Source organism: Desulfoplanes sp. (assembly GCF_054921335.1).
Window position 1 is genome coordinate 1 of the sequence record NZ_JBUDSQ010000049.1, and the last position, 20,983, is coordinate 20,983.

The window sequence follows — 20,983 nt, forward strand, 5'->3', positions numbered from 1 at the left end:
AGATAAGGGCCATGTCCCAATTGTCGATTCCCCAGTAGAGGTTGAGGTGCATGCCGATGGATTTTGCTACCGATGGTATGCCGTGGGGAATGTTGCGGATATCAATACTGAGGAAGAACAGGTGCTGCATGGTTTTGATGGAGTGGTCGAAAAAACGTTCCCAAATCTTGACCTGGGGGATCTCCAGAATATCGCACATGGAGCGGAAGGTCTCGGTGACCTGTGTCCGGAGGATTTCAAAGCCGTCCTCATCGATGCCCAGGATTTTCTGGGCCAGTAGGGTGAACTGCAGGGCCGGCCTTGGATCCCCCTTGTGCTGGAATTCGACCTCTGCCCACCTCGTGGCCAGAATGACCGCCTGGACCAATGGGGGATGTTGGTCGAGATGATCCACGTCGTGATGGGCGAGGATCCCTTCGGTGCATATGTCGGGCAGTGACCACTGGTCCAGGAGTTCTTTGGTCAGATGTGCGTGGGTGGTCCCCCACATCCGTTTTTCGACGGCTGCCTGTTGGGGAGAGAACGTGGCCAATTCCTTGAGGGTGAACGGGAGACTATCCGTCGTTGCCAGGAGGATTCTGGAAAGGTCCTTGAGCAGGGTGCACAGGTAGGCCTGGGACGTGTGGGCCGGGTCAAGATGACGAGCCAGTTGTTCCGCGGCGGTCGCTGCCCAGACCGTGGCGTTCCATGAACTGATGAGCCCACTTTCACGCGATGTGGAGAATGATTTGAGTCGGTTTTGGAAAGAGACAAAAAGGACGATTTTCAGCAGTTCCTTGTTGCCGAGAACCACGGCCGCCCGCTGGATACCCGATACAGGCGAGGACAGCTTGTAGTAGGGAGAGTTTGCCAGCGCGAGAACCATGGCCGTCAGCGGTGGGTCAAGGCGGATGATATCGGCGATTTTTTGTAGGTCCGGATCGGGCTGCATGGCCTCATGGAGGAGTTTTCCCATGACCGGCGGAAAGATCGTCTGCTGGCACAGCCGGAGGGATTTGGAAATTTTTTTTGTGAGGGCCTGTGGATCATCCATCCTATCTGTCCCTATTGAGTACAAAGCCTATGAACGAGGAAAGCACATGTTTTTCCTTGCATTCAGGAAGCCGCTGCAGGGCCGTTCCGGCCTGTTCGAGGTAGCGAGCCGCTTCCTGGCGGGTTGTTTTGTCCAACCCCTTGGCCTGTATGTCGTGGACCACGGAGGAGATGTCGTCGTCCGCGAGCCCCTTATGCCGCAGCTTGGCCATGAGGCGTTCCTTTGTTCCGGGATCGAGTTCCTGAAGGTACAGGACCAGTGGAAGGGTGAATTTTCCTTCCCTGAGGTCGCCACCAAGGGGTTTGCCGGAGATCTGTGCGGTGGATGCGTAGTCCAGAGCGTCGTCCACGATCTGGAAGGCTATACCAAGATTGAGTCCATAGGTCGAGGCGTCAGCCAGCATCTTTTCGTCCGCCCGGGCCATGATCGCCCCGCATTGGCAAGCGACCTGGAGAAGATAGGCGGTCTTCCCGGTGATGATGTCGATGTACTGTGCCCGGGTTATCGCGGGATTCCTGAGCAGGGAGATCTCCTTAATCTCGCCCGTTGCTGTGTGCATGATGGCCTGGGCCAAGCAATGGGTCAGGGCGGGGATATCGTAACCGGCCGCGATTTTGTTCGCCAATGCGAAAAGGATGTCCCCGCCGAGGATGGCGTGGTTCGTTCCGTAGACCAGGTGGGCGGCCCTTTCCCCGCGACGGAGGTTGGCGTTGTCCAAAACGTCGTCGTGCAGCAGGGAGGCCGAATGCAGAAGCTCCACCGCCACCGCCATGGGGTAGATGTCATCCTTTGTATAGCCAAGGGCCCGGGCTACGAGGATGGTCAAAATGGGGCGGACTCTTTTCCCGCCGGCCTCGAGGACGTGTTCCACGAGGGGAAGGACCTCGGGTTCCAGCCCCCTGGTCAGACTGAACAATGTCTCTTCAATACGGGGGAGTTCGTGGGCCATATATGCTTTTAGATCATTCATGGGCAGGTCGGTGTGGACGGCTCTCTCAAAGCGGTAAAGGTGGTGGGCAACAAAAAAGAATCAAGCGGGAAGCAGGCTCCGGAGGTGGTCCAGCCCGGCTTGGCCCGCAGTGGAAATGTCCATTGAATACGTATTGACATAGGCCTGGATATGGACCTCCAGAGTGGCCGGATCCATCTCCTGGGCAAAACCGCGCATAACGGGAACGAGAGAACGGGGATCCTTGAGGGCGGACTGCAGACTCCGGCGGATCTGCTCTTCAATGGTGTCCTTGAATTGGTTGGCGATATCCCTGCGCAGGATGATCGTTCCGAGGGGCAGGGGAAGGCCCTGTGTAATCCCGTTCCACCATTTGCCGAGATCAAGGAGGAGGTCAAGTCCGTGGGCTTGGTACACGAGGGCGGTTTCATGGATGAGCAGGGCCGCATCGACGTGTTGTTGCTTCAGGCTTTCGATCTGTCGGTCAAAGGGCATGGGGACCGGTTCGAAGTCTGTGCCGTAGGCGGCGCGCAGGAGGGTCGTTGCGGTGGTGAGCATTCCCGGTACGGCGATCCTCCGTGGACGCTCGGTCCCCGGTAGAGTCACCAGCTTGGGACCCTGTTCCGTTCCAAAAGCCCCCCCGCACCGGAGCATTGTATAGGTCGGTTCGAGCCGGAGGGCCTGGACCGCGGAAACCTTGACGACGTCAAAGCATCCCTTGCCGGCGTCCTCGTTTAGCCGTTGGACATCTTTCCAGAAAAAGCGCGAACCCTGGACCATCATATCCGGGACACGGCCGAGGACCCAGGCTCCAAAAATGAAGGTGTCGTTGGGGCAGGGGGAAAGAGCGATAGTCAGGGAACGTTTGTTCATGGTCGTATGGCCGTCATGCGGCCGAAAAAAGAGCGGGCAGGACATCCCCCAACCGCTTGAATGCCTTGTCGATCCGCCATGTGTCATCTGTTTTGGGCCCAACAATGTTCGAGATGGTCCTGATTTCCGCGAAGGGAATGCCGTGGGTCATGCAGCCCAGGGCCAGGGGGAATCCCTCCATGTTTTCCACGCCGCCCCTGTAGATGGTCTGGAGGAAGAGGGCCCGTTCCTGGGTGGAGGTCACGCCGGCCACGGTGATAAATGGGGCCTGGTGCATGGATCGGGGCAGGGCCAGCCCCATGGTCTGGATATTGTGCTGTGGATCGATGGACACGCGGTCCCAAACGACTTCGTTGTCCGCATGGGCTATGGGAAAACCCAGGGCCTGGGCATGGACACATCCCTTGTTTTTGACGCCTATCTCCGGCCAGATTTCTTGATTGGCCGTTGCCCAGCCCCCAAGGGGAAGGTCATGGGGATCGAAGCTGCCGCCGATTCCCAGATTGAGAACGCCTTCGAGCCGGGGATAGGAGGCAAGGAGTTTCCCCAGGACCAGGGCCGCGTTGACCAAGCCGATCCCCGTGAGGACCTGGAGGCAGGTCCGGCCCCGGAGGGTGACTTCGGCCCATGTACCCTCTTTGATCCCTACATGGGAAGGGCCGAGCGTGGCCCTGGATTCTCGGGCCGTTGCAAAGACAAGTGCGAGCATGGAACAAAACCTCCGCTGCGTAGGGGGGGGGTCGTGGAGGTGCGTAGGAACCTGCAGACCCAAGAAGGGGAGAAATCAGGCCGTGGTGCTGGACAATGTCGTTGCCTGGTGGCAATGGACATGCATGCACATCGACTGGTCGTTACTTTTGAGCGCATTGGGGCTGGCCTTCATCATCGAGGGAACCCCGTATTTTCTTTGGGCGGAAAAAATGCCCAAGATTCTTTCTCTCCTCGCCCAAAGCCCAGTCTCCGGTCTGCGCAGACTGGGCGTCACCGCTATCCTGGCAGGACTTCTGTTGATCTATATTGCGCAGAGTTGACCCCTGCTCGGCCCCGTATCTCTCTCACCCCTTTTTTTCCGCAGTATGCAGATAGACAATCCCTGAACTCAGGGGTTGGTACATTATTCTTCCAAAACCGGCCTTTTTCAGTTCCTGGACGAGCTCCCCGGCGGCGGGAAATCCCCTGATCGTATCGGCCAGATAGCGATAGGCCCCGGGGTCTCTGGAAACGAGCCTGCCCACGAGGGGAAGGATTCGGTCCAGATAAAAATTGTACATGCCTCCCCAGATCATCTCCCTGCCCGTCCCGAATTCGAGAATGCTCACGACACCCCCGGGCCGAAGGATGCGTAGGATCTCTGCGTAGGCCTCCGTTCGGGGTCTGATATTTCTGATGCCGAAGGATATGGTCACGCGGTCCACACTGTTGGGCGGCAACGGAATCCTGCGTCCGTCGCCCAGGACCGTTGTCACGTCTGCACACCGTACTCGGGGGATTTTTTTGGCCCCCTGCTTGAGCATGGACGGGGAGACATCCATGGCAACGACCGTAACCCCCGGGTAGATACGCAGGATCTCACGGGTGACGTCCAGGGTCCCTGCGGCCAGGTCGAGAACTCTCCCTCCTTGGGGAACCCGCAACCCCCTGACCTGGCGTCTGCGCCAATAGATATCCTGGCCCATGCTCAGAAAATGGTTCAGAAAGTCGTACCAGCGGGCAATGCCGTTGAATAGATGGGCGACCGGGGTGCGTTGTGACGGTGGTCTATCCACTAGGTTGCCTCGCTGGTCCCGTGATCTCTTGGGGATGCATCCGGACCGCTTTCTGCAACCGTGTGTAAAATTTCGTTGTAGATGGTCGCGAAATGGTCGGAAAAATTGTTCGGGGAAATCCTGCCGACCTCGATAAATTTGACGAGGATTTCCTTGGTTACCTGCAATGCCTGCTGTTCGGTCTTGTCCATGCTGCGCTCCGCTCATCTCATCAAAAAAAACCGCCCGGTCGGGAAATGGGTTTGACCAACACGGAACAAACGAACACCGGGCGGTCCAAGAGAAATAACCGTGGAGCCATCTCCCTCGCAAGAGCGGCTTTTAGCATGGACTTTGCCCCACGTCGAGATCTCCCATAGGTGTTATCCCGGAAGGCCACGGGGGGCTTGCAAAATGGAGGCAGACGCATGGGGAACCATGCGTCTGCCTCGGAATTCTGGACCGGTTGTGGCAACCGTGGTCCTATGGACACGTGACGATATGTCTGGTGTTTTTCTACGGGCACCAATGGGGGCGCGGCCGTTCCAGCGCAGGACAATGTTTGTGGAAGCGTTGGCCGTGTCCCGGAAGGTCCGATGGTACCCCGGGCACCGTTGTCCCGGCAGACCAGACAGCGTTTTTGCTGTGTTCAACCGTTTTGTTGCCGTGTGTGGCCCGGGATACTATCCCTTCACCAGGGCGGCTATTTCCTCTCGAATGATCCGTGCGGCCGCGGCTGGAATATCGCGTTCCAGCCTGGCCTGGATGTCTGTGTCCAGAGCGGCCAGGTCTTCCTTGGTCACCATGGTCTCAGCGAGGCTTCCGAGGCGTTCCTCGGTTCTTTTCTCTTCCTGTGGGGTATCCGTCTGCAGGGCATCGATGGCCTGGCGCAGGGCGACGCGCTCTGCCTCCCACGCCTCCATACCGTCCTGGACCTTTTGCTGGACCTGGTCGCTGATCTTCTGGACGATGGCCCCGGAATCCGGGGGGGTGGGCATGTTCTCGGCCACGGATTCCTTGATCTCCTTTTGGACCATGGCCGTAATCTCCTCGGATGACGGGACATCCATGGTATCGAGCCTTTGTTCCACCAGCCCCTGAACGGTTTTTTGAACATCATTGGATACCTGGGAGGCGATTTCCTGGAGTATCTCCTTCCCTGAAGGATTCTCGCTGAAAAAGCTGGTCAGCATGGCATACAATGTTTCCTGGTCAGGACCGGCTGGGCGTGATTCCAGGGCCTCTATACGTTCTTGCAATGGCACAAGGTCGGACGTTCCGGCCTCCCCTGTATCCTGCATGCCGGCGGGCTCTTCTTCTGCCGTTCCGTCCAGAGACGGGGCCGGTTCCGTCTGGGCAAAGGATTCGGCGGTGGGGACCGGTTCCGGTTCTTGGTCGATTCCCGGTTCCTCAGCAGTGTCGGACGTCCCGGACATTCCGGTGCCGGCATTTGGCTCCTCCGTTGGCTCCTCCGGGGGTTCCGGTGCCGGCTGGTCATCAGGCTTTCCGCCTTCTTCCCCGGCAGGGAACATTTCCTCTTGGATATCTGCACCGGGGGATGCTGTGGCCGGTCCGCTCTCCCCGGATGTGGAAAAGAGATCCTCCAGGTCGGCAATCCCTTCGGCATCCTTGGATCCCGCGTTTGCAGCATCCTCGGGCCCTTTTTCATCATCAAATGCGGGGAATGCGTCCTCTTCCGAGGGATTGGTCTCCGGTTCCTGTTCCATTTCACTGAACAGGGATTCTATGTCCAGATCGTCTCCTGAATCCGATGGACCCTCCGCCTCTTGGGACCCTTGGAGCAATTGTTCAAATTCCGCTTCGAGGTCCTTGGGGTCGATGGCCTGCTCGTGGGGAAAATCGCCGTCCTTGCCCTGGGAGGATTGTGGGGATGATTCTTCCTCGACCACATCGGTCAGATCAATAATCTCTTCGTTGTCATGTGCACCCATGGGACACCTCTTGGTTGGTCGCTGACACAGCAGGGGGAGTACCGTACCCGTGAAAGTCTGCCATAAAAAACAAGAAAATTCTATAACCGATTGAAAACGTATAACGTAAAACCTAAAACTTAAAACAGCGGCTTGGCCGCATTAGAATGTTACCTTGTCGGCCGCCTCAAGGGTTCTGGTGAAGTCGTCCTCGCTATGGGCGAAGGAGGTGAACGAACACTCGAATCCCGAAGGTGCCAGATAGATCCCCTGTTTGCGCATTTGCTGGTAGTATTTGACAAAAAGACCTTGGTCGCTTTTCTGGGCCGAAGCGAAATCCGTGACCGGATCTTCGGCAAAGAACAGGGTGAAGATGGATGCGATGCGGTTTATTTGGACCGGGATCTGTTTGGCCCTGAGTATGGAGACGAGTTCCTGGCAGAACCCGCGGGTTCTGTCGGCAAGCTGTCCATAGTCCTGCTTGGCCAGGGTGTTGAGGGTGGTCAGTCCGGCGGCCATGGCCAGGGGATTTCCCGCCAGGGTCCCTGCCTGGTAGACGTCCCCGCATGGGGCGATACGGTCCATGATCTCCCGTTTGCCCCCATAGGCACCCACGGGGAGACCGCCTCCGATGATTTTGCCCAGACAGGTCAGGTCCGGTGTGATCCCGAAGTGTCCCTGTGCCCCACCAAAGGAGACCCGGAATCCCGTGATGACCTCGTCAAAGACCAGCACTGCGCCATAGGCAGTGGTCAGGTCACGCAGTCCCTGGAGAAATTCCTTGTTCGGGGGGACCAATCCCATATTTCCGGCCACCGGCTCCACAAAAACCGCAGCGATGTCATGGCCGTACTTGTCGAAGAGTTCCTTGACCGCATCCAGGTCGTTGTAGTGGGCGAGCAGGGTGTGTTTGACCACCTCTTCAGGCACGCCCGGGGTCCCCGGGATGCTCTGGGTGGCCACGCCCGATCCGGCACTGGCCAGAAAGGCGTCCGCATGTCCGTGGTATCCCCCATGGAATTTCACAACCTTGTTCCTGCCCGTGTAGCCCCGGGCCAATCGCAGGGCGCTCATGGTCGCCTCGGTTCCGGAATTGACCATGCGGACCATTTCTACCCCCGGGACCGCGTCGACCACGGCCCCGGCCAGGTTGATTTCGTCCACGCATGGGGCCCCGTAACTGGTCCCCCTGTCCACTGCCGTATGGATGGCCTGGTTGACTGCGGGATGGTTGTGCCCGAGGAGGAGCGGTCCCCAGGACATGACGTAATCAATGAATTCCTGGCCGTCTTCGACCCAGAGATGGGAGCCCTGGCCCCTGGTGACGAAGAGGGGGTCGGTCTGGACGCTCTTGCAGGCCCTGACAGGGCTGTTGACCCCACCGGGGATGATTTCTTGTGCGGATTGGAAAAGTGTTTTGGAATCGGTCATGAAAGGTCCTTGTTTTTTTTCTTCTGCGCAATGTCCGTATATATGGCAGGGGATTGTTTGGCCCGTGGGGATGGCCGGGTTGTCCAGGGCACGGTCAGAAGTAGCGCATGGAGGTCTTCTTGAGTTCTTTCGTGCTGAACAAAAGATCGTATTGGGTCACCCCGGTCTGTTCCACGAGTTCCTTGACCACACCCAGACAATCGTCCTTGGTCCGGCCGTGGATCATCGTGTAAATATTGTACGGCCAGTCCATGCAGTTCTTTCGCTGGTAGCAGTGGGAGATTTCGGGCCGCTTGGCCATGGCCGAGCCGATGGCTCGGATATCCATGCCCTCTTCCACATACCAGGCGACCATGGCGTTGAAACCGTAGCCGGCTTTCTGGTGCCTGAGGGTGGCCCCGAACCGTCGTATGTACCCCTTGTCTTTCATTTTCCTGATGAGGGAGATGACAAAATCTTCGTCCACTCCGGCTTTGCGAGCGATATCGGCAAAAGGGGTGGAAGAAAGGGGGATGGTTCCCTGGAGTTGCTCGAGAACCCTGTGTTCGGCCTTGGTGAAGGACACCGGTGTCGTTTGTTCGTTCATTGTTTGGCTTGTCTGGTTGATGATAAAAAAAGTACGTTACCCTTTTCGTACACGGATCGCAACCATACGGCCGTATCTTGCCTTTGTTCGGGGCGGAATGTACCCGGTCCCGGCACGTTCCATTAAGCCCGTGAGGAGGAACCCATGGATATCGCAGTACTCGGAGGAGGAAGCTGGGGGACGACCCTGGCCGATCTGCTGGCCCGCAGGGGGAACACCGTCAGACAATGGGTCAGGGATGGCCTACAGGCCCGGATGATGGCGAGAGAACGGGTCAATGAACGGTATCTTCCCGGAGCCCGTCTGTGTCCCTCGCTTGGAGTGTCATCGGATATCGCAGAGGTCATGCAGGGGGCGGCGTGTGTTCTGGTGGCCGTGCCGTCGCAGTTTGTTCGGGACGTCCTTTCCCGCAACAAACACCTTTTTTCTGATCGGCCCATCGTTGTTTGCGCCAGCAAAGGGGTGGAAAACGGGACCCTCAAGCCCCTGTCCCGAGTGGTTGCCGAATCCCTTGAGGGCAAATCCCCCCGGTATGCGATCTTGTCCGGCCCTTCTTTTGCTAAGGAGGTCATCCGCCGGTTACCCACAGCGGTGTCCCTGGGATGTGAAGACCGGAAGCTGGCCCATTTGATCCGGGATGTTTTTTCCACCGACCAGTTCCGGGTCTACACGACCCCGGACTTCAAGGGGGTTGAAATCGGCGGTGCGGTGAAGAATATCATGGCCATCGGCGCGGGTCTCTCCGACGGCCTTGGATCCGGTCACGATGCCCGGGCGGCCCTGATCACCCGAGGATTGGCGGAGATGTCACGCTTGGGGGAGGCCATGGGTGCACAGGAGCGAACCTTCATGGGATTGTCCGGTATGGGGGATCTCGTCCTGACGTGTACCGGCGACCTGAGCCGCAACCGCCGGGTGGGGCTGGAGCTCGGGCAGGGCAAGAAATTGGGAGAGATCCTTGCAGGGATGCACATGGTCGCCGAGGGGGTCAGAACCACCCGCTCGGTGTATGGATTGGGGGTGGAATACGGGATCGAACTGCCCATCACCGAGCAGGTTTACAAGGTGCTCTACGCAGACAAGGATCCGCGAACAGCGGTCCAGGAACTCATGTCCAGGCAACTCAAGGATGAATAGCACACGTGCCTCCGGGCCTGGAAGATATGGGGGGAGGCCGGAGACGTGACAAGGACTCGACAAACCCAAATACGTCATCCCCGGACGTGATCCGGGACCTCCCTGCCTTTGACTCTTTGTGCGGCCTAACGCGTTGCCTGGACATCAAGATCGCGGCCTGCGCGGTGAATGACGGCCAAAAACAAAAAAGCCGGTCCGGAATGTGACAACGCTTTTCCGGCCCCGACGGCTTAAGAGTGACGGTTTTTCTCAGGGCACCGAATGAATGATCAGCGTCACCTCGGTTGTTTTTTGTGCTGGAACCGTGGGGGCTTGGGGTTGGGCAGGACGCAGAAATCCTCGGCCACCTGTTTGAGGAGTTCGAGGTCTTCGGGGTAGTTGATATTCAGGAACGGGCGAGAGCCGGACCTGGAATAGGGAATGTGGACGCAGAATTGGTCGGGGATGGCCCGGGCTACCTTGTAGTGTTCTTGGCTCAGGGCCCGATTGATAAAGGGGATACAACCAGGATCGTAGATGGCCACCAGGGCCTCTATGAAGCCGGTTGCCTGCTGGATGAAGTCCGTGCGCAGGGTACCGGGGGGGCGGTTTTTGTAGGCGTGTGTCAGCCGGGAGGCTGTCGGGACGTCCATGAGCGGGAGGTCGCAGGGCAGGAACATGCACGGGGCTTTTATGTGTTCCAGTGCCGTGACGATGCCCCTCAATGGTCCCTTGCCCGGGGCCTCATCCAGAAACCATGGGTTGGAAAGTCCGTGTCCACTCCCGTCTCTTCCGGATATCCAGACCTGGTCACACAGATTTTCCAGAACCTTGACCGCATGTTTGACCAGGTCCTGACCGTGGAAAACGACCCTGGCCTTGTCTTTGCCCATGCGCGTGGATTTTCCGCCGGCCAGGACCACGCCTTGGAGACCAAGGGATGGTGTCATTTCGCGAACAGTCCTAGATAGATATTCCAAATTTCTTGGCCCCAAAGGACATAGAGCAACGCGCCCATGCTCAAAAATGGCCCAAAGGGGATGGCGGTTTTCATCCCCTTGCCTTCTCCCTTATGCAGATAGGCCAGACTGACCACGAGGCCGGTTACTGCGGCGAACAAGACCATTATGGGCAGTCCCTGCCAGCCGGTCATGGCCCCGAGCATGAGCATGAGTTTGATATCCCCGGTGCCCAACCCTTCGGTGTTTTTGATCAGACGGTAGGTCTGCTGGATGAGCAGGAACAGTCCCGCCCCGGCCAGTCCGCCGATCAATCCGCTCAAAAAACCGTGGGGGAAGAAGAACGCCCCCGCCAGGGCGATGCCTGCTCCCGGCAGGGTGATCAGGTCGGGAAGAATGAAGATGTGCAGGTCGATGAAGCTGCCCACGAGAAGCATGCCCGTGAGGACGAGATAGAAGAGCCAGGTCAGGCCCAGGCCGAAACGCAGGGCCAGGAGCATGGACAGGATGCCGGAGAGCAGTTCTACAAGAGGGTATTGCAGGGAGATGGGGGTTTTGCAGGACCGGCATCGTCCCCTGAGCAAGATATAGCTGATGACCGGGATGTTCTCCCACCAGGCAAGGACGTGGCCGCAACCGGGGCAGTGGGAGCCGGGGCGGACGATCGAGGTGCCGGAGAGATACCGGAAGATGCAGACGTTATAGAAGCTTCCGAGAACCAGTCCGAGAACGAGAGCGATGACGGCTGTGGGGATGGGGGCGAGGGGCAGGATATACATGGTTTCCTTCTTGACAGGATGAGGGTGGCATCGCATAGTACGCCCATTATGCACGTACCTGAAACAACGATAACGTATTGGTGGTGGCGCGACCTTGTATAGGGAAGTTGTCCACTAAAATCCAGTCCATCATACACCGTGGAAAGCTTCCGGGCGGTCCACGGTGGTTTTTTGAAAAGACGAAAAAAGCCGCGGGCCAGAACCGCGGCTTTTTTTGTAAGGAGTCAGACATGGGATCGAACTATCGTTTTTTGCCCGATTACACGGAAGAGGGGTTGGCGGCAACACAGCTCCAGGGTTTCAAATGGACCGTGCGCCATGCCTATGAGGGGAGCGTGGCGTATCGGGAAAAACTCAAGGAGGCCGGGGTAGCTCCTGGAGACATCCGGTCGCTGGACGATCTGACCCGCCTCCCTTTTACCTCCGTCCAGGATCTGCGGGCCGGCTACCCCTTTCCCCTGGTCAGCGTGCCCATGGACCAGGTGGTCAGGGTGCATGCCTCGTCCGGAACCACGGGGAAGCGGAAGGTGCTAGCCTACAGCCGGAAGGATATCGAGGACTGGAAGGACATGATGGCCCGGTGTTTCGAGCTGGCCGGGCTGAGCCGGGAAGATCGTGTCCAGATTGCCGTTGGATACGGATTGTGGACAGCCGGAGCCGGGTTCCAGCTGGGGTGTGAACATTTTGGGGCCATGGCCCTCCCCCTTGGCCCGGGCAATCTGGATTTCCAGCTCCAGTTTCTGCAGGACATGCAGTCCACCTGCATGTGTTCCACGGCCTCCATGGCCCTGCTTCTGGCCGAACAGGTAGAAAAACACGGGGTCAGGGAAAAGATCGGCCTGAAAAAACTCATTTTCGGGTCCGAACCGCACACGGTCAAGATGCGCAAACGGGTGCTGGATCTTCTGGGTGCGGAAGACGCTTTCGACATCTCCGGACTGACCGAACTCTATGGCCCGGGAGCCGGTCTGGAATGTTCGGCCCATGAAGGGATCCACTACTGGGCGGATTACTACATTCTGGAGATCGTGGACCCGGTAACCCTGCACCCCGTACCCCCGGGCGAAATGGGCGAGATGGTCATCACCACCCTGTGCAAGGAGGCCGCTCCGCTCATCCGCTACCGGACCAGGGATCTGTGCCGGATCATCCCCGGAAAGTGTTCCTGCGGTCTGTCTCTGCCCATGCACGACAAGATCATGGGCCGTTCCGACGACATGATCATCTTCCGCGGGGTGAACATCTATCCCGGCCAGATCGCCGACGTTCTGGAGCACTTTCCCGAGGTCAGCTCGGAATACCAGATCCATCTGACCCGCAAAGGCGGCCTGGACCATATGCTGGTCAGCGTGGAACGCAAACCCGGCACCTCGGCCGATATGGACGCCAACCTGTCCGAGGCCGTTTCCGTGGAATTGCGCAAGAAACTTCTGGTGCGCGGGAACGTCCGCGTCGTCGATCCATTGGGGCTTCCCAGGACCTATGGCAAGAGCAAGCGGGTCGTGGACGAGCGTAACGGGGATTGATACGTGCGGAGGTATTTGGGCCGTTCGTGCTCCGGGGACATGATTGTGGACGGGCGGCACGATTGGATACAAAAACAGTATCGGGAGGGAGTGGATCGTGGAGGGTGTGCCAAGACGGATCGTCGATCTGATCGTTGTCGTTGCGGTGTTCGGATGGCTTGTCCCCGGATTACTCTGGGCAGAACAGCCCCGGACCTTTGAACAATGCGCCTGCATCAGGGACGATGAACGGCGGCTTGACTGTTACGACCGGTTGGCCGGAAGAACCGCAGAGGAGGCTGTGGCAGCAGCACCGGTGCCTCTTTCTGCAGAAAACGCGACCGCCGTCGTCAGGGAGCCCGCAGCGGCCAAGGACGATGGATTGTCTTATCTGACCAGACATTGGGAACTCGATGGATCCAAGCCCCGGGGGCGGTTCACCTTCATGCCCCATCGGGACAACTATATTATGCCCTTCACCTATAACGGATCTCCCAACCGAGAGCCCGATCACACCGGGGAAGTAGATACGGTCAAGGATGCCGAAGCCGCGTTCCAATTGAGCATGAAGGTCAAACTGTGGCAGGATGTTCTCGGACAGAACATGGATCTCTGGTTCGGGTACACCCAGAGATCCTTCTGGCAGGTATATAGTGTGGATGAATCCTCTCCGTTCAGGGAGACCAATTATGAACCCGAGGTGCTTTTGGATTACCGGACCGACTTGGACCTGCTCGGGGTCAAACTCCGTACGGTCACCTTTGGCCTCAATCACCAGTCCAACGGCCGGGCCGAACCGCTGTCCAGAAGCTGGAACCGGCTGGTGGGCAATCTGGGGCTGGAATACAAGGACTTCGTGTTTGAAATCAAGACCTGGTACCGTATTCCGGAATCAGAAGACGAGGACGACAATCCAAACATCGACGAGTACATGGGACCAGGGGAGCTGTGGGTCCATTATTATCTGGACGGTCACCGTTTTGGGGCCATGTGGCGGAACAACTGCCGGTTCGATGACAATCGGGGCGCCTTGCAACTGGATTGGGCCTTTCCCCTGGGCCGCAAGCTGAGTGGCTATGTGCAATATTTTACCGGATACGGAGAGAGTTTGCTTGACTATGACCATGCCGTGGACAGGATAGGCATCGGGTTTGTTCTGGATGACTGGAATTAGTCTGCGGCCGTGGAGATGGTTGTAAGTATAGACAACGGGAGAGGCCTGGTGCGGTGTGCACCAGGCCTCTCCCGTTTGGAGTGTGGCGGGTCAGCCCCCGGATTTTTTTCTGGTCCCGAAAAATCCGGCCAGGGCGATACCCAAAAGGGCCAATGGCCCCGGAATAGGGGTCTGGGCGGTTGGATATTCGTAGTACAGGTTGTCCAGGACGATAGCTCCTAGTGTGGGTAGGGTAAAAGAGATGGTGCCGACCAGTTCGTCCGTTGATGGAACAAAAGAGCCAAAACCAAACGGAAGCAGTTCGGAGGACCCGTCAATAAGACATTGGGCGTCCCCCAATGATAGATAGGTGAATCCGATCAGGTCCGCCGGGCCGTGGCTAAAGGTGATTGTCGGTTGAGTCATTCCCGCGCCGGCTGCGAATCCCAGTCCCATGATCCAACCATCGAAAAGGACCCCTCCGATATCAACGGTCTCTCCTTGTATCCCCGATCCTATGGGAACCGTGTCGAAGTCGATTGTTACGGGCGAGGCATGGGCTGTGCATACGATCAAGAAGAATATACCAAGAAACAAGATGATCTTTTTCATACGTCTCTCCTTTGCGTACCGATATTCCAATAGCCGGTGTGGATATTGGGAGTAGAGGCGGTCACATTCTTTTTCTCTTCAGCCAAGCCAGGCCTAAAAGCCCTGAACAGAGCAGGCCGCAAATGCCCGGTATCGGGGTATGTACGTATTCATAGCTCAGGTTGTCGATCTGGAGCATGCTGAACCCGGAGAAAAACGGTACCCCAAAACTGATCCCGTCGGTGGGTCCGGATGCGGCGGGAGCGAAACCCGTCCAGCCCATGGTCGGTTTGATCGTTTGGCTCTGGCCAGAGCTGTCCGTGTAGGTCATTCCGGTCGTGAACATATCGAACCCCAGCATGCTCACTGGTCCCTGGTCGAACGAGATGGAGGCCATGACCGTTCCTGGTCCGCCTGCCTCGGAATCCGTGAGGTAGCATGTCTGTCCATCGCTCCCCAGGGACCATCCCGAAAAGGTGACGCCTTGGAACGAGAACGTCTGGCCCGCGCCGTTGTAGGCGCTCCCGAGGTTGTCAAAGGTGATGGTTGCGGCCCCGCTGCAGGGGATCCGGCCCATGCAGGCGATTGCCAGTAGCGAAAACAGGATGAGCGTGGCTCGTTTCATCTCTTTACCTCCGTGGTATGGGGTTGGTGGGTGTGCTGTTCCGGGTTTGGAGATGGGTGAACATCTTCAAGAATAGCAATATGTGCGCCGCATTTTTTTATCAGCTATACTCATTGGTTGGGATATTGTCTGGGGGGCAGCTGCCCTGTATTCCGGTTTTACAGAACGATTTTTATCGTCCTTTCGGAATGGTATCCGGAAATGGCGAACACCGATCGGGAGAATCAAAACGGCCAAGCCCGGCTGTTGGATATGCGGGCTTGGCCGTATGTATGCTGTTGCGTTTGTTCGATTGGCGGATACGTCAAGACATGTACTTTTTTCTGAATCCGGTGATACCGAGCAGGGCCGAGGCGAGCAGGGCCAATCCTCCTGGAATGGGAACCGCTTCGTATTCGAGGTTGTCGAGGTTGAGGGACGCGGCCGTCGTGGCAGGGGTAGAAGGAAGCTGGAAGACGATCTCGTCTATCAAGGCTCCTCCCCCGACAAATGGGGTCCAAGCTGTCGAGGATGGTCCAAGAAAGGACATCCCACCTGAAATGGTCGTTCCCTGGTGGTTGAGCAGGCAGTTCAATCCGCTGGCGAAGTAGTCAAATCCTGTCAGATATACCGGTTCGGAGAAATTGATCGTGGACATATCTGACCCCGCCGCACCGTACGCGAAATCTGCCGCGAGGTAGTTTTCATCGACCTGGTCGTACCCCAGAAAGAAGTCATGGAACGTGGCCTCGTCGATAGTGAACGCTGCTCCAGGGGATGATTGGGTCGCTGTGTCAAAGGTGATGGTGTTGGCGAACACGGGTGGCGAAACCAGCGCGCAACAGACGAACAAAGAGATACACAGGATCAGACGCTTCATGATTCCCTCCTCATGGTGGATAGTGGTGAATGGTGTCCGGACCGAGGGCTCCTTCCAGGACCGTGGCAGATCTGTATCTTGGAAACAGCAAGATGTGAGCCGAAGCGTTTTGTCTTTTCTTTTCTGTGGGTTGTCGGGATAGGGCGGTGTGCAGAGAGTATCGTGTACGCTTTTTCAAGGCATGGTTATACACGATTTGGGGAATGGTGTCCGGAAAATCCGAACAAAGGGATGGAAAAGAAGGGCAGGGGTAAAAAAGGGGAACGGACACAAAAAAAGCAGGCAATGGATATCCATTGCCTGCTTGATCCCGCACGTAGCGGGAAAATAGTCTGGCTCCCCGGGTAAGACTTGAACTTACAACCTAGTGGTTAACAGCCACCCGCTCTGCCGATTGAGCCACCGGGGAATGTTGGCGTCCCCAAGGGGATTTGAACCCCTGTACCCAGAATGAAAATCTGGTGTCCTGGACCTAGCTAGACGATGGGGACGTCTGTGCATCGTGGTGGAGGGGGGAGGATTTGAACCTCCGAAGGCGTCCGCCGACAGATTTACAGTCTGTTCCCTTTGACCACTCGGGAACCCCTCCGGGATGCGGAAGCAGCTTGATAAAGAAACTTGTCATCCGGGTCAAGTCGAAAAACGCGATGGACGGAAAAATTCTCTATTCCGGGGGAAGTTGGGGGGCGTCACTCGGGGGGAGGGCATCGAGAAATTGCAGGGTCTCTATGGTCTCATCTGAACCAAAGGCGTCTTGTTTGATGGCCCTATACGCCTTTCCCGTGAATTCCTTGAGATCCTTGCTCCATTGCTTGCCCCGCTTTTCCCAAAAAAGACGGGCCGAGCGGGTGGCGAATACGCCGGAGCAGGCCATGATGGCCAGATTGGTGAGCATGGCTTTGGCAAAGGATTTTTGGAGTAATTCTTTGGATTCTCGCAGGGCGAGCCCTGTTTCCTCGACCTTTGCCGGAAGATTGTTCGTATGGGAAGAGACCGTGGTGTCTTGATCAGGCATGGTGTACATCCGTTGGGTTATGTCTTGCTCAAAGCGAGTAATGGCCGGGAGTGTAGGGGGCATCCCCAGTGGGATGGCGGGCCTTGGGTCGTGTGGAGCACGCTCTGGCAAGGGCGAAGAGTCAATGTTCAACGTTTCAAACATTACGGGTTCGATCGTGATTGTCAATGGCGAGTGGGACCAAAAAACAGGATCCAGGAGCAAAAAGAGCGTCCGCCCAGGGGCTGCTCCCGTGGACGGACGCTCTATAAGCGGTTTTCATAACGGGGGGGCCAAGCGTAAATGTGGCGACTTCCCCCTATTTCGGTTGCCGGATGGTTACTCGGTTGCTTTTCCCGTGGAAGGCGTTGCCCCTTTTTCTCCGATAGACAGGAGTTTGACGTCGAAGATCAGGGTGGAGTTGGGGCCGATTTTGGGACCGGCCTGGCGTTCGCCATACGCGAGATCCGCAGGAATATACAGCATCCAATGGCCGCCCTCTTTCATCTTTTTGAGCGCTTCGGTCCATCCCTTGATCACACCGTTGACCGGAAAGGTGGCCGGCTGGTTGCGTGAGTAGGACGAATCGAATTCGGTCCCATCAGTCAGGGTGCCCTTATAGTGTACGGTGACTATATCCTCCCCTGTAGGTGTTGTCCCATTCCCCTCTTTGACAATCCTGTACTGGAGTCCACTCTCAAGAGTGACCACGCCATCCTTCTTGGCATTCTCATCGAGAAAGGCTTTGCCTGCGGCCGCGTTTGCCTCGGCTTTTTTCTTGATCCCTTCGACGCGTTTTTGCATCATTTCCTGCTGCCATTTGACCAGGACCTCTTTGGCCTCCTCAGCAGAGAGCAGCATGGTCGCATTGGCAAAGGCGTGTTGCATGCCCAGGGCCACAAAAGAAGGATCGACATCCAAACCTTGTTCCTTGATGGTTTTACCGATGTCCATCCCAATACTGTAGCTGACTTTTTCCTGCTGAGAATTGAGTGCTTGGGGCTCCTTGGGGGTATCGTTGTTATCCTGGTTACAGGCTACGGTCATAAACAGGATACACATAAGCAAAGAGAGCATTTTTTTCATGAACAAGACTCCGTATCGTAAGGGGTGTTTTAAAACGGTTGAACGTATCACAACAACTGGGGACGAAGGAAAAAATCCGGCCCAAACCTGTTGGCCCGGCAGGTGTCTCCTTGGCCCGGGCCCAAGGCTTCTCACTATTTGACATGGTTTGCAACCATGAAAGGTTTAGATGGGCGGATTGCACAAGATTGTCAATCGGGCCAAGGCAAGCTATGCAACCGTCTTCCAATGAACGTAACCAAGGGAGCGAACGCATGATCCGTATCAACGAAAATTACAAGAAATTGCAGGCGTCCTACCTCTTTTCCGACATCGCCAAACGGGTCGCCGCGTTCCAGGACGCCCACCCGGACCGGGAGATCATCCGCCTCGGGATCGGGGACGTGACCATGCCCCTGCCCGAGGCCTGCATCCAGGCCATGCACAAGGCCGTGGACGAAATGGCTGATCCCGAGACCTTCCGCGGCTACGGCCCGGAGCAGGGGTATGACTTTCTGCGTGGGGCCATTGCCCGGGAGGATTTCAAGGCCCGGTCCGCGGACATCGACGCCGACGAGATCTTCATCAGCGACGGGGCCAAGTGCGATACCGGGAACATCCAGGAACTCTTTGCCCGGGATATCACCATTGCCATCCCCGATCCGGTCTATCCCGTGTATCTGGACACCAATGTCATGGCCGGCCGGACCGGAGCCTTCAATGACGGCCGGTACGAAGGGATCGTGTATATGGATTGCACCGCCGAGGACGGGTTCGTCCCCGCCCTGCCCGAAACACCCGTGGATCTGATCTATCTCTGTTTCCCCAACAACCCCACCGGCACGACCATCACCCGGGACGAGCTGCAGGCCTGGGTGGACTACGCCCGGGAGAACAAGGCCCTCATCCTGTACGACGCCGCCTATGTGGCCTTCATGCGCGACGATTCCCTGCCCCAGTCCATCTACGAGATCGAGGGGGCCAGGGACGTGGCCATCGAGTTCCGCAGCTTTTCCAAGACAGCCGGGTTCACCGGAACCCGGTGCGCGTATACGGTCGTGCCCAAGACCTGCAGGGCCTTTGACGAGAAGGGCGAGGAACTTGCGCTGCACGCACTCTGGAACCGCAGGCATTGCACCAAGTTCAACGGGGTGTCCTATCCCATCCAGCGGGCCGCCGAGGCCGTGTACAGCGAGGAAGGGAAAAAGCAGGTCCGTGAACTTTCCGACTATTATTTGAAGAACGCCGCGCTGGTCCGGGAAAAGATGGCCGCACTCGGGTTCGCCTGTGTGGGTGGTGAGAACTCCCCCTACATCTGGGTCAGCGGGAACAGGGGATCCTGGGAACTCTTCGATCTGCTGTTGAACGAGGCGGGCGTGGTCTGCACCCCGGGAGCGGGATTCGGCAAATGCGGGGAAGGGTATATCCGCATCAGTGCCTTCAACAGTTACGAGAACGTGGTCACGGCCATGGAGCGGATCCAAAAGGCCCTGGGCTGATCTCGTGATAGATCACCTATGTTTAAGGTTGCCTTAGGGCTTTTGCCTGACATAGGATACCGGAGGGTTTTGGTAACGAATCAGAATATTGACAATCAGGAGAGGGAAGATGCTTAGGATCGGATTTGTCGGATGGCGGGGGATGGTCGGATCGGTACTCATGGGCAGGATGCTCGAGGAAAAGGATTTTTCCGGGTTCGAACCTTTGTTCTTCACCACCTCCCAGGCCGGGCAGGCCGGTCCGGACATCGGCGTGGATATTCCTCCGCTGGCCGATGCGTATGATTATGATCTTTTGAAGACCATGGATGTGGTGGTTTCCTGTCAGGGTGGGGGATATACGGAAAAATGCCATCCTGAACTGCGCAAACAGGGTTGGAAGGGGTACTGGATCGATGCGGCTTCGACCCTGCGTATGGCCGATGACAGCGTGATTGTGCTCGATCCGGTCAACAGGAAGGTGATCGATGCGGCCCTGGACGAAGGAACCAAGGATTTCGTGGGCGGCAACTGCACGGTTTCCCTCATGCTCATGGGGCTGGGCGGGCTGTTTGAAAAGGATCTGATCGAGTGGATGACCTCCATGACCTATCAGGCCGCTTCGGGTGCCGGGGCCAGGAACATGCGTGAGCTGGTGAACCAGATGCGGGTCATCGGGACCGCGTCCGAGGATATCCTGAACAATCCGGCCGCGGCCATTGCCGAGCTGGATAGCAAGGTCATTTCCACCATGCGCGGCCACGGATTCCCCACGGACAATTTCGGTGTTCCTTTGGCCGGCAGCGTGATTCCCTGGATCGACCGTCCCCTGGAAAGCGGACAGACCAGGGAGGAATGGAAAGGGGTTGTGGAGACCAACAAGATCCTGGGCCGCTCGGACAGCCCCGTGCCCATCGATGGGTTGTGCGTGCGTATCGGGGCCATGCGCTGTCACAGCCAGGCCTTTACCATCAAGCTGAAGCAGGATGTTCCCATAAACGAGATCGAGGCCATGCTGGCGGCCCACAATGACTGGGTGAGGGTTATCCCCAACGAAAAAGAGATCTCCATGCAGGAACTCACTCCGGCCAGGGTGACCGGAACCCTTGAGGTGCCCGTGGGAAGAATCCGCACAATGAATATGGGACCGGGTTTCATCTCCGCCTTTTCCGTGGGCGATCAGCTTTTGTGGGGCGCGGCAGAGCCCTTGAGAAGGATGCTGCAGATTCTGCTGGAGAGGCTGGGGTAGGTGGGGCGATTCGATATTTTTGTCCAAACGTCAGACAGCACAAAGGCGGTCAGGGATACCTC

Annotated in this window: 22 protein-coding genes and 3 tRNA genes; 6 read left to right on the plus strand and 19 right to left on the minus strand. The window is 57.4% G+C overall.

Translation table 11 applies throughout. From position 1 onward, the window contains the following. The 4 genes from ACY692_RS10350 to mqnB form a co-directional block, all read right to left on the minus strand. Positions 1-1,033, minus strand: a 1,033-nt coding sequence (locus ACY692_RS10350; protein ID WP_462325288.1) for an HDOD domain-containing protein, incomplete at its 3' end; no start/stop codon positions are given. A 1-nt stretch (position 1,034) separates the two neighbouring features. After that, a complete protein-coding gene (locus ACY692_RS10355; RefSeq protein WP_462325289.1) occupies positions 1,035-2,003 on the minus strand; it encodes a polyprenyl synthetase family protein in 969 nt (322 codons plus the stop codon). 60 nt (positions 2,004-2,063) lie between these two features. Further along, positions 2,064-2,855 carry an MqnA/MqnD/SBP family protein gene (locus tag ACY692_RS10360; RefSeq protein ID WP_462325290.1) on the minus strand — a complete coding sequence of 264 codons (792 nt, stop codon included), beginning with the start codon at positions 2,853-2,855 and terminating at the stop codon, positions 2,064-2,066. A gap of 13 nt (positions 2,856-2,868) precedes the next feature. Next, positions 2,869-3,564, minus strand: a complete 696-nt coding sequence (gene mqnB / locus ACY692_RS10365; protein WP_462325291.1) for a futalosine hydrolase — start codon at positions 3,562-3,564, stop codon at positions 2,869-2,871. On the opposite strand from mqnB, the gene ACY692_RS10370 reads away from it, so the two are divergent. Then, complete coding sequence (locus ACY692_RS10370; protein WP_462325292.1) at positions 3,563-3,886, plus strand: DUF2065 domain-containing protein; 324 nt, start codon at positions 3,563-3,565, stop codon at positions 3,884-3,886. The genes mqnB and ACY692_RS10370 overlap by 2 nt on opposite strands. A gap of 24 nt (positions 3,887-3,910) precedes the next feature. Here ACY692_RS10370 and ACY692_RS10375 read toward each other — a convergent pair whose 3' ends face one another. The 5 genes from ACY692_RS10375 to ahbB form a co-directional block, all read right to left on the minus strand. After that, the gene (locus tag ACY692_RS10375; protein WP_462325293.1) at positions 3,911-4,621 is read right to left on the minus strand and encodes a ubiquinone/menaquinone biosynthesis methyltransferase; all 711 of its coding nucleotides are present in this window, start codon (positions 4,619-4,621) and stop codon (positions 3,911-3,913) included. Next, a complete protein-coding gene (locus ACY692_RS10380; protein ID WP_462325294.1) occupies positions 4,621-4,812 on the minus strand; it encodes a hypothetical protein in 192 nt (63 codons plus the stop codon). Before ACY692_RS10380 ends, ACY692_RS10375 begins: the two co-directional genes overlap by 1 nt. Before the next feature lie 471 nt (positions 4,813-5,283). Then, on the minus strand, positions 5,284-6,552 hold the full coding sequence (locus ACY692_RS10385) for a hypothetical protein (RefSeq protein ID WP_462325295.1): 1,269 nt from the start codon (positions 6,550-6,552) through the stop codon (positions 5,284-5,286). 141 nt (positions 6,553-6,693) lie between these two features. After that, positions 6,694-7,962, minus strand: a complete 1,269-nt coding sequence (gene hemL / locus ACY692_RS10390) for a glutamate-1-semialdehyde 2,1-aminomutase (RefSeq protein ID WP_462325296.1) — start codon at positions 7,960-7,962, stop codon at positions 6,694-6,696. 94 nt (positions 7,963-8,056) lie between these two features. Beyond that, positions 8,057-8,548 carry a siroheme decarboxylase subunit beta gene (gene ahbB, locus ACY692_RS10395; RefSeq protein ID WP_462325297.1) on the minus strand — a complete coding sequence of 164 codons (492 nt, stop codon included), beginning with the start codon at positions 8,546-8,548 and terminating at the stop codon, positions 8,057-8,059. Positions 8,549-8,692: 144 nt separating this feature from the next. Here ahbB and ACY692_RS10400 point away from each other — a divergent pair, with 144 nt between their 5' ends. Continuing rightward, positions 8,693-9,685, plus strand: coding sequence for an NAD(P)H-dependent glycerol-3-phosphate dehydrogenase (locus tag ACY692_RS10400; RefSeq protein WP_462325298.1), 993 nt, complete (start codon positions 8,693-8,695; stop codon positions 9,683-9,685). 275 nt (positions 9,686-9,960) lie between these two features. On the opposite strand, the gene mobA is transcribed toward ACY692_RS10400, so the two are convergent. Both mobA and ACY692_RS10410 read right to left on the minus strand, forming a co-directional pair. Further along, entirely contained in the window at positions 9,961-10,614 is a 654-nt protein-coding gene (mobA, locus tag ACY692_RS10405; RefSeq protein ID WP_462325299.1) for a molybdenum cofactor guanylyltransferase, read from the minus strand. After that, positions 10,611-11,402, minus strand: a complete 792-nt coding sequence (locus ACY692_RS10410; protein WP_462325300.1) for a prepilin peptidase — start codon at positions 11,400-11,402, stop codon at positions 10,611-10,613. Before ACY692_RS10410 ends, mobA begins: the two co-directional genes overlap by 4 nt. A gap of 230 nt (positions 11,403-11,632) precedes the next feature. Here ACY692_RS10410 and ACY692_RS10415 point away from each other — a divergent pair, with 230 nt between their 5' ends. Both ACY692_RS10415 and ACY692_RS10420 read left to right on the plus strand, forming a co-directional pair. Next, complete coding sequence (locus tag ACY692_RS10415; protein ID WP_462325301.1) at positions 11,633-12,928, plus strand: phenylacetate--CoA ligase family protein; 1,296 nt, start codon at positions 11,633-11,635, stop codon at positions 12,926-12,928. Between the two features lie 97 nt (positions 12,929-13,025). Beyond that, the gene (locus ACY692_RS10420; protein WP_462325302.1) at positions 13,026-14,081 is read left to right on the plus strand and encodes a phospholipase A; all 1,056 of its coding nucleotides are present in this window, start codon (positions 13,026-13,028) and stop codon (positions 14,079-14,081) included. Positions 14,082-14,171: 90 nt separating this feature from the next. Here ACY692_RS10420 and ACY692_RS10425 read toward each other — a convergent pair whose 3' ends face one another. The 8 genes from ACY692_RS10425 to ACY692_RS10460 all read right to left on the minus strand — a co-directional run bounded on the left by ACY692_RS10425 (position 14,172) and on the right by ACY692_RS10460 (position 18,215). Beyond that, positions 14,172-14,672 carry a hypothetical protein gene (locus ACY692_RS10425; RefSeq protein ID WP_462325303.1) on the minus strand — a complete coding sequence of 167 codons (501 nt, stop codon included), beginning with the start codon at positions 14,670-14,672 and terminating at the stop codon, positions 14,172-14,174. 61 nt (positions 14,673-14,733) lie between these two features. Continuing rightward, positions 14,734-15,276 carry a hypothetical protein gene (locus ACY692_RS10430; RefSeq protein ID WP_462325304.1) on the minus strand — a complete coding sequence of 181 codons (543 nt, stop codon included), beginning with the start codon at positions 15,274-15,276 and terminating at the stop codon, positions 14,734-14,736. 304 nt (positions 15,277-15,580) lie between these two features. Further along, entirely contained in the window at positions 15,581-16,135 is a 555-nt protein-coding gene (locus tag ACY692_RS10435) for a hypothetical protein (protein ID WP_462325305.1), read from the minus strand. A gap of 333 nt (positions 16,136-16,468) precedes the next feature. Further along, a tRNA-Asn gene (locus ACY692_RS10440) sits at positions 16,469-16,544 on the minus strand. Between the two features lie 4 nt (positions 16,545-16,548). Further along, a tRNA-Glu gene (locus ACY692_RS10445) sits at positions 16,549-16,626 on the minus strand. A gap of 12 nt (positions 16,627-16,638) precedes the next feature. After that, a tRNA-Tyr gene (locus ACY692_RS10450) sits at positions 16,639-16,724 on the minus strand. 75 nt (positions 16,725-16,799) lie between these two features. Then, positions 16,800-17,150, minus strand: a complete 351-nt coding sequence (locus tag ACY692_RS10455; protein ID WP_462325306.1) for a hypothetical protein — start codon at positions 17,148-17,150, stop codon at positions 16,800-16,802. A gap of 318 nt (positions 17,151-17,468) precedes the next feature. Then, positions 17,469-18,215, minus strand: coding sequence for an FKBP-type peptidyl-prolyl cis-trans isomerase (locus ACY692_RS10460; protein ID WP_462325307.1), 747 nt, complete (start codon positions 18,213-18,215; stop codon positions 17,469-17,471). Positions 18,216-18,469: 254 nt separating this feature from the next. Here ACY692_RS10460 and ACY692_RS10465 point away from each other — a divergent pair, with 254 nt between their 5' ends. Both ACY692_RS10465 and asd read left to right on the plus strand, forming a co-directional pair. Further along, entirely contained in the window at positions 18,470-19,693 is a 1,224-nt protein-coding gene (locus ACY692_RS10465) for an LL-diaminopimelate aminotransferase (RefSeq protein ID WP_462325308.1), read from the plus strand. 109 nt (positions 19,694-19,802) lie between these two features. Beyond that, entirely contained in the window at positions 19,803-20,921 is a 1,119-nt protein-coding gene (gene asd, locus ACY692_RS10470) for an aspartate-semialdehyde dehydrogenase (protein WP_462325309.1), read from the plus strand. The last annotated feature ends 62 nt before the right edge of the window (positions 20,922-20,983 follow it).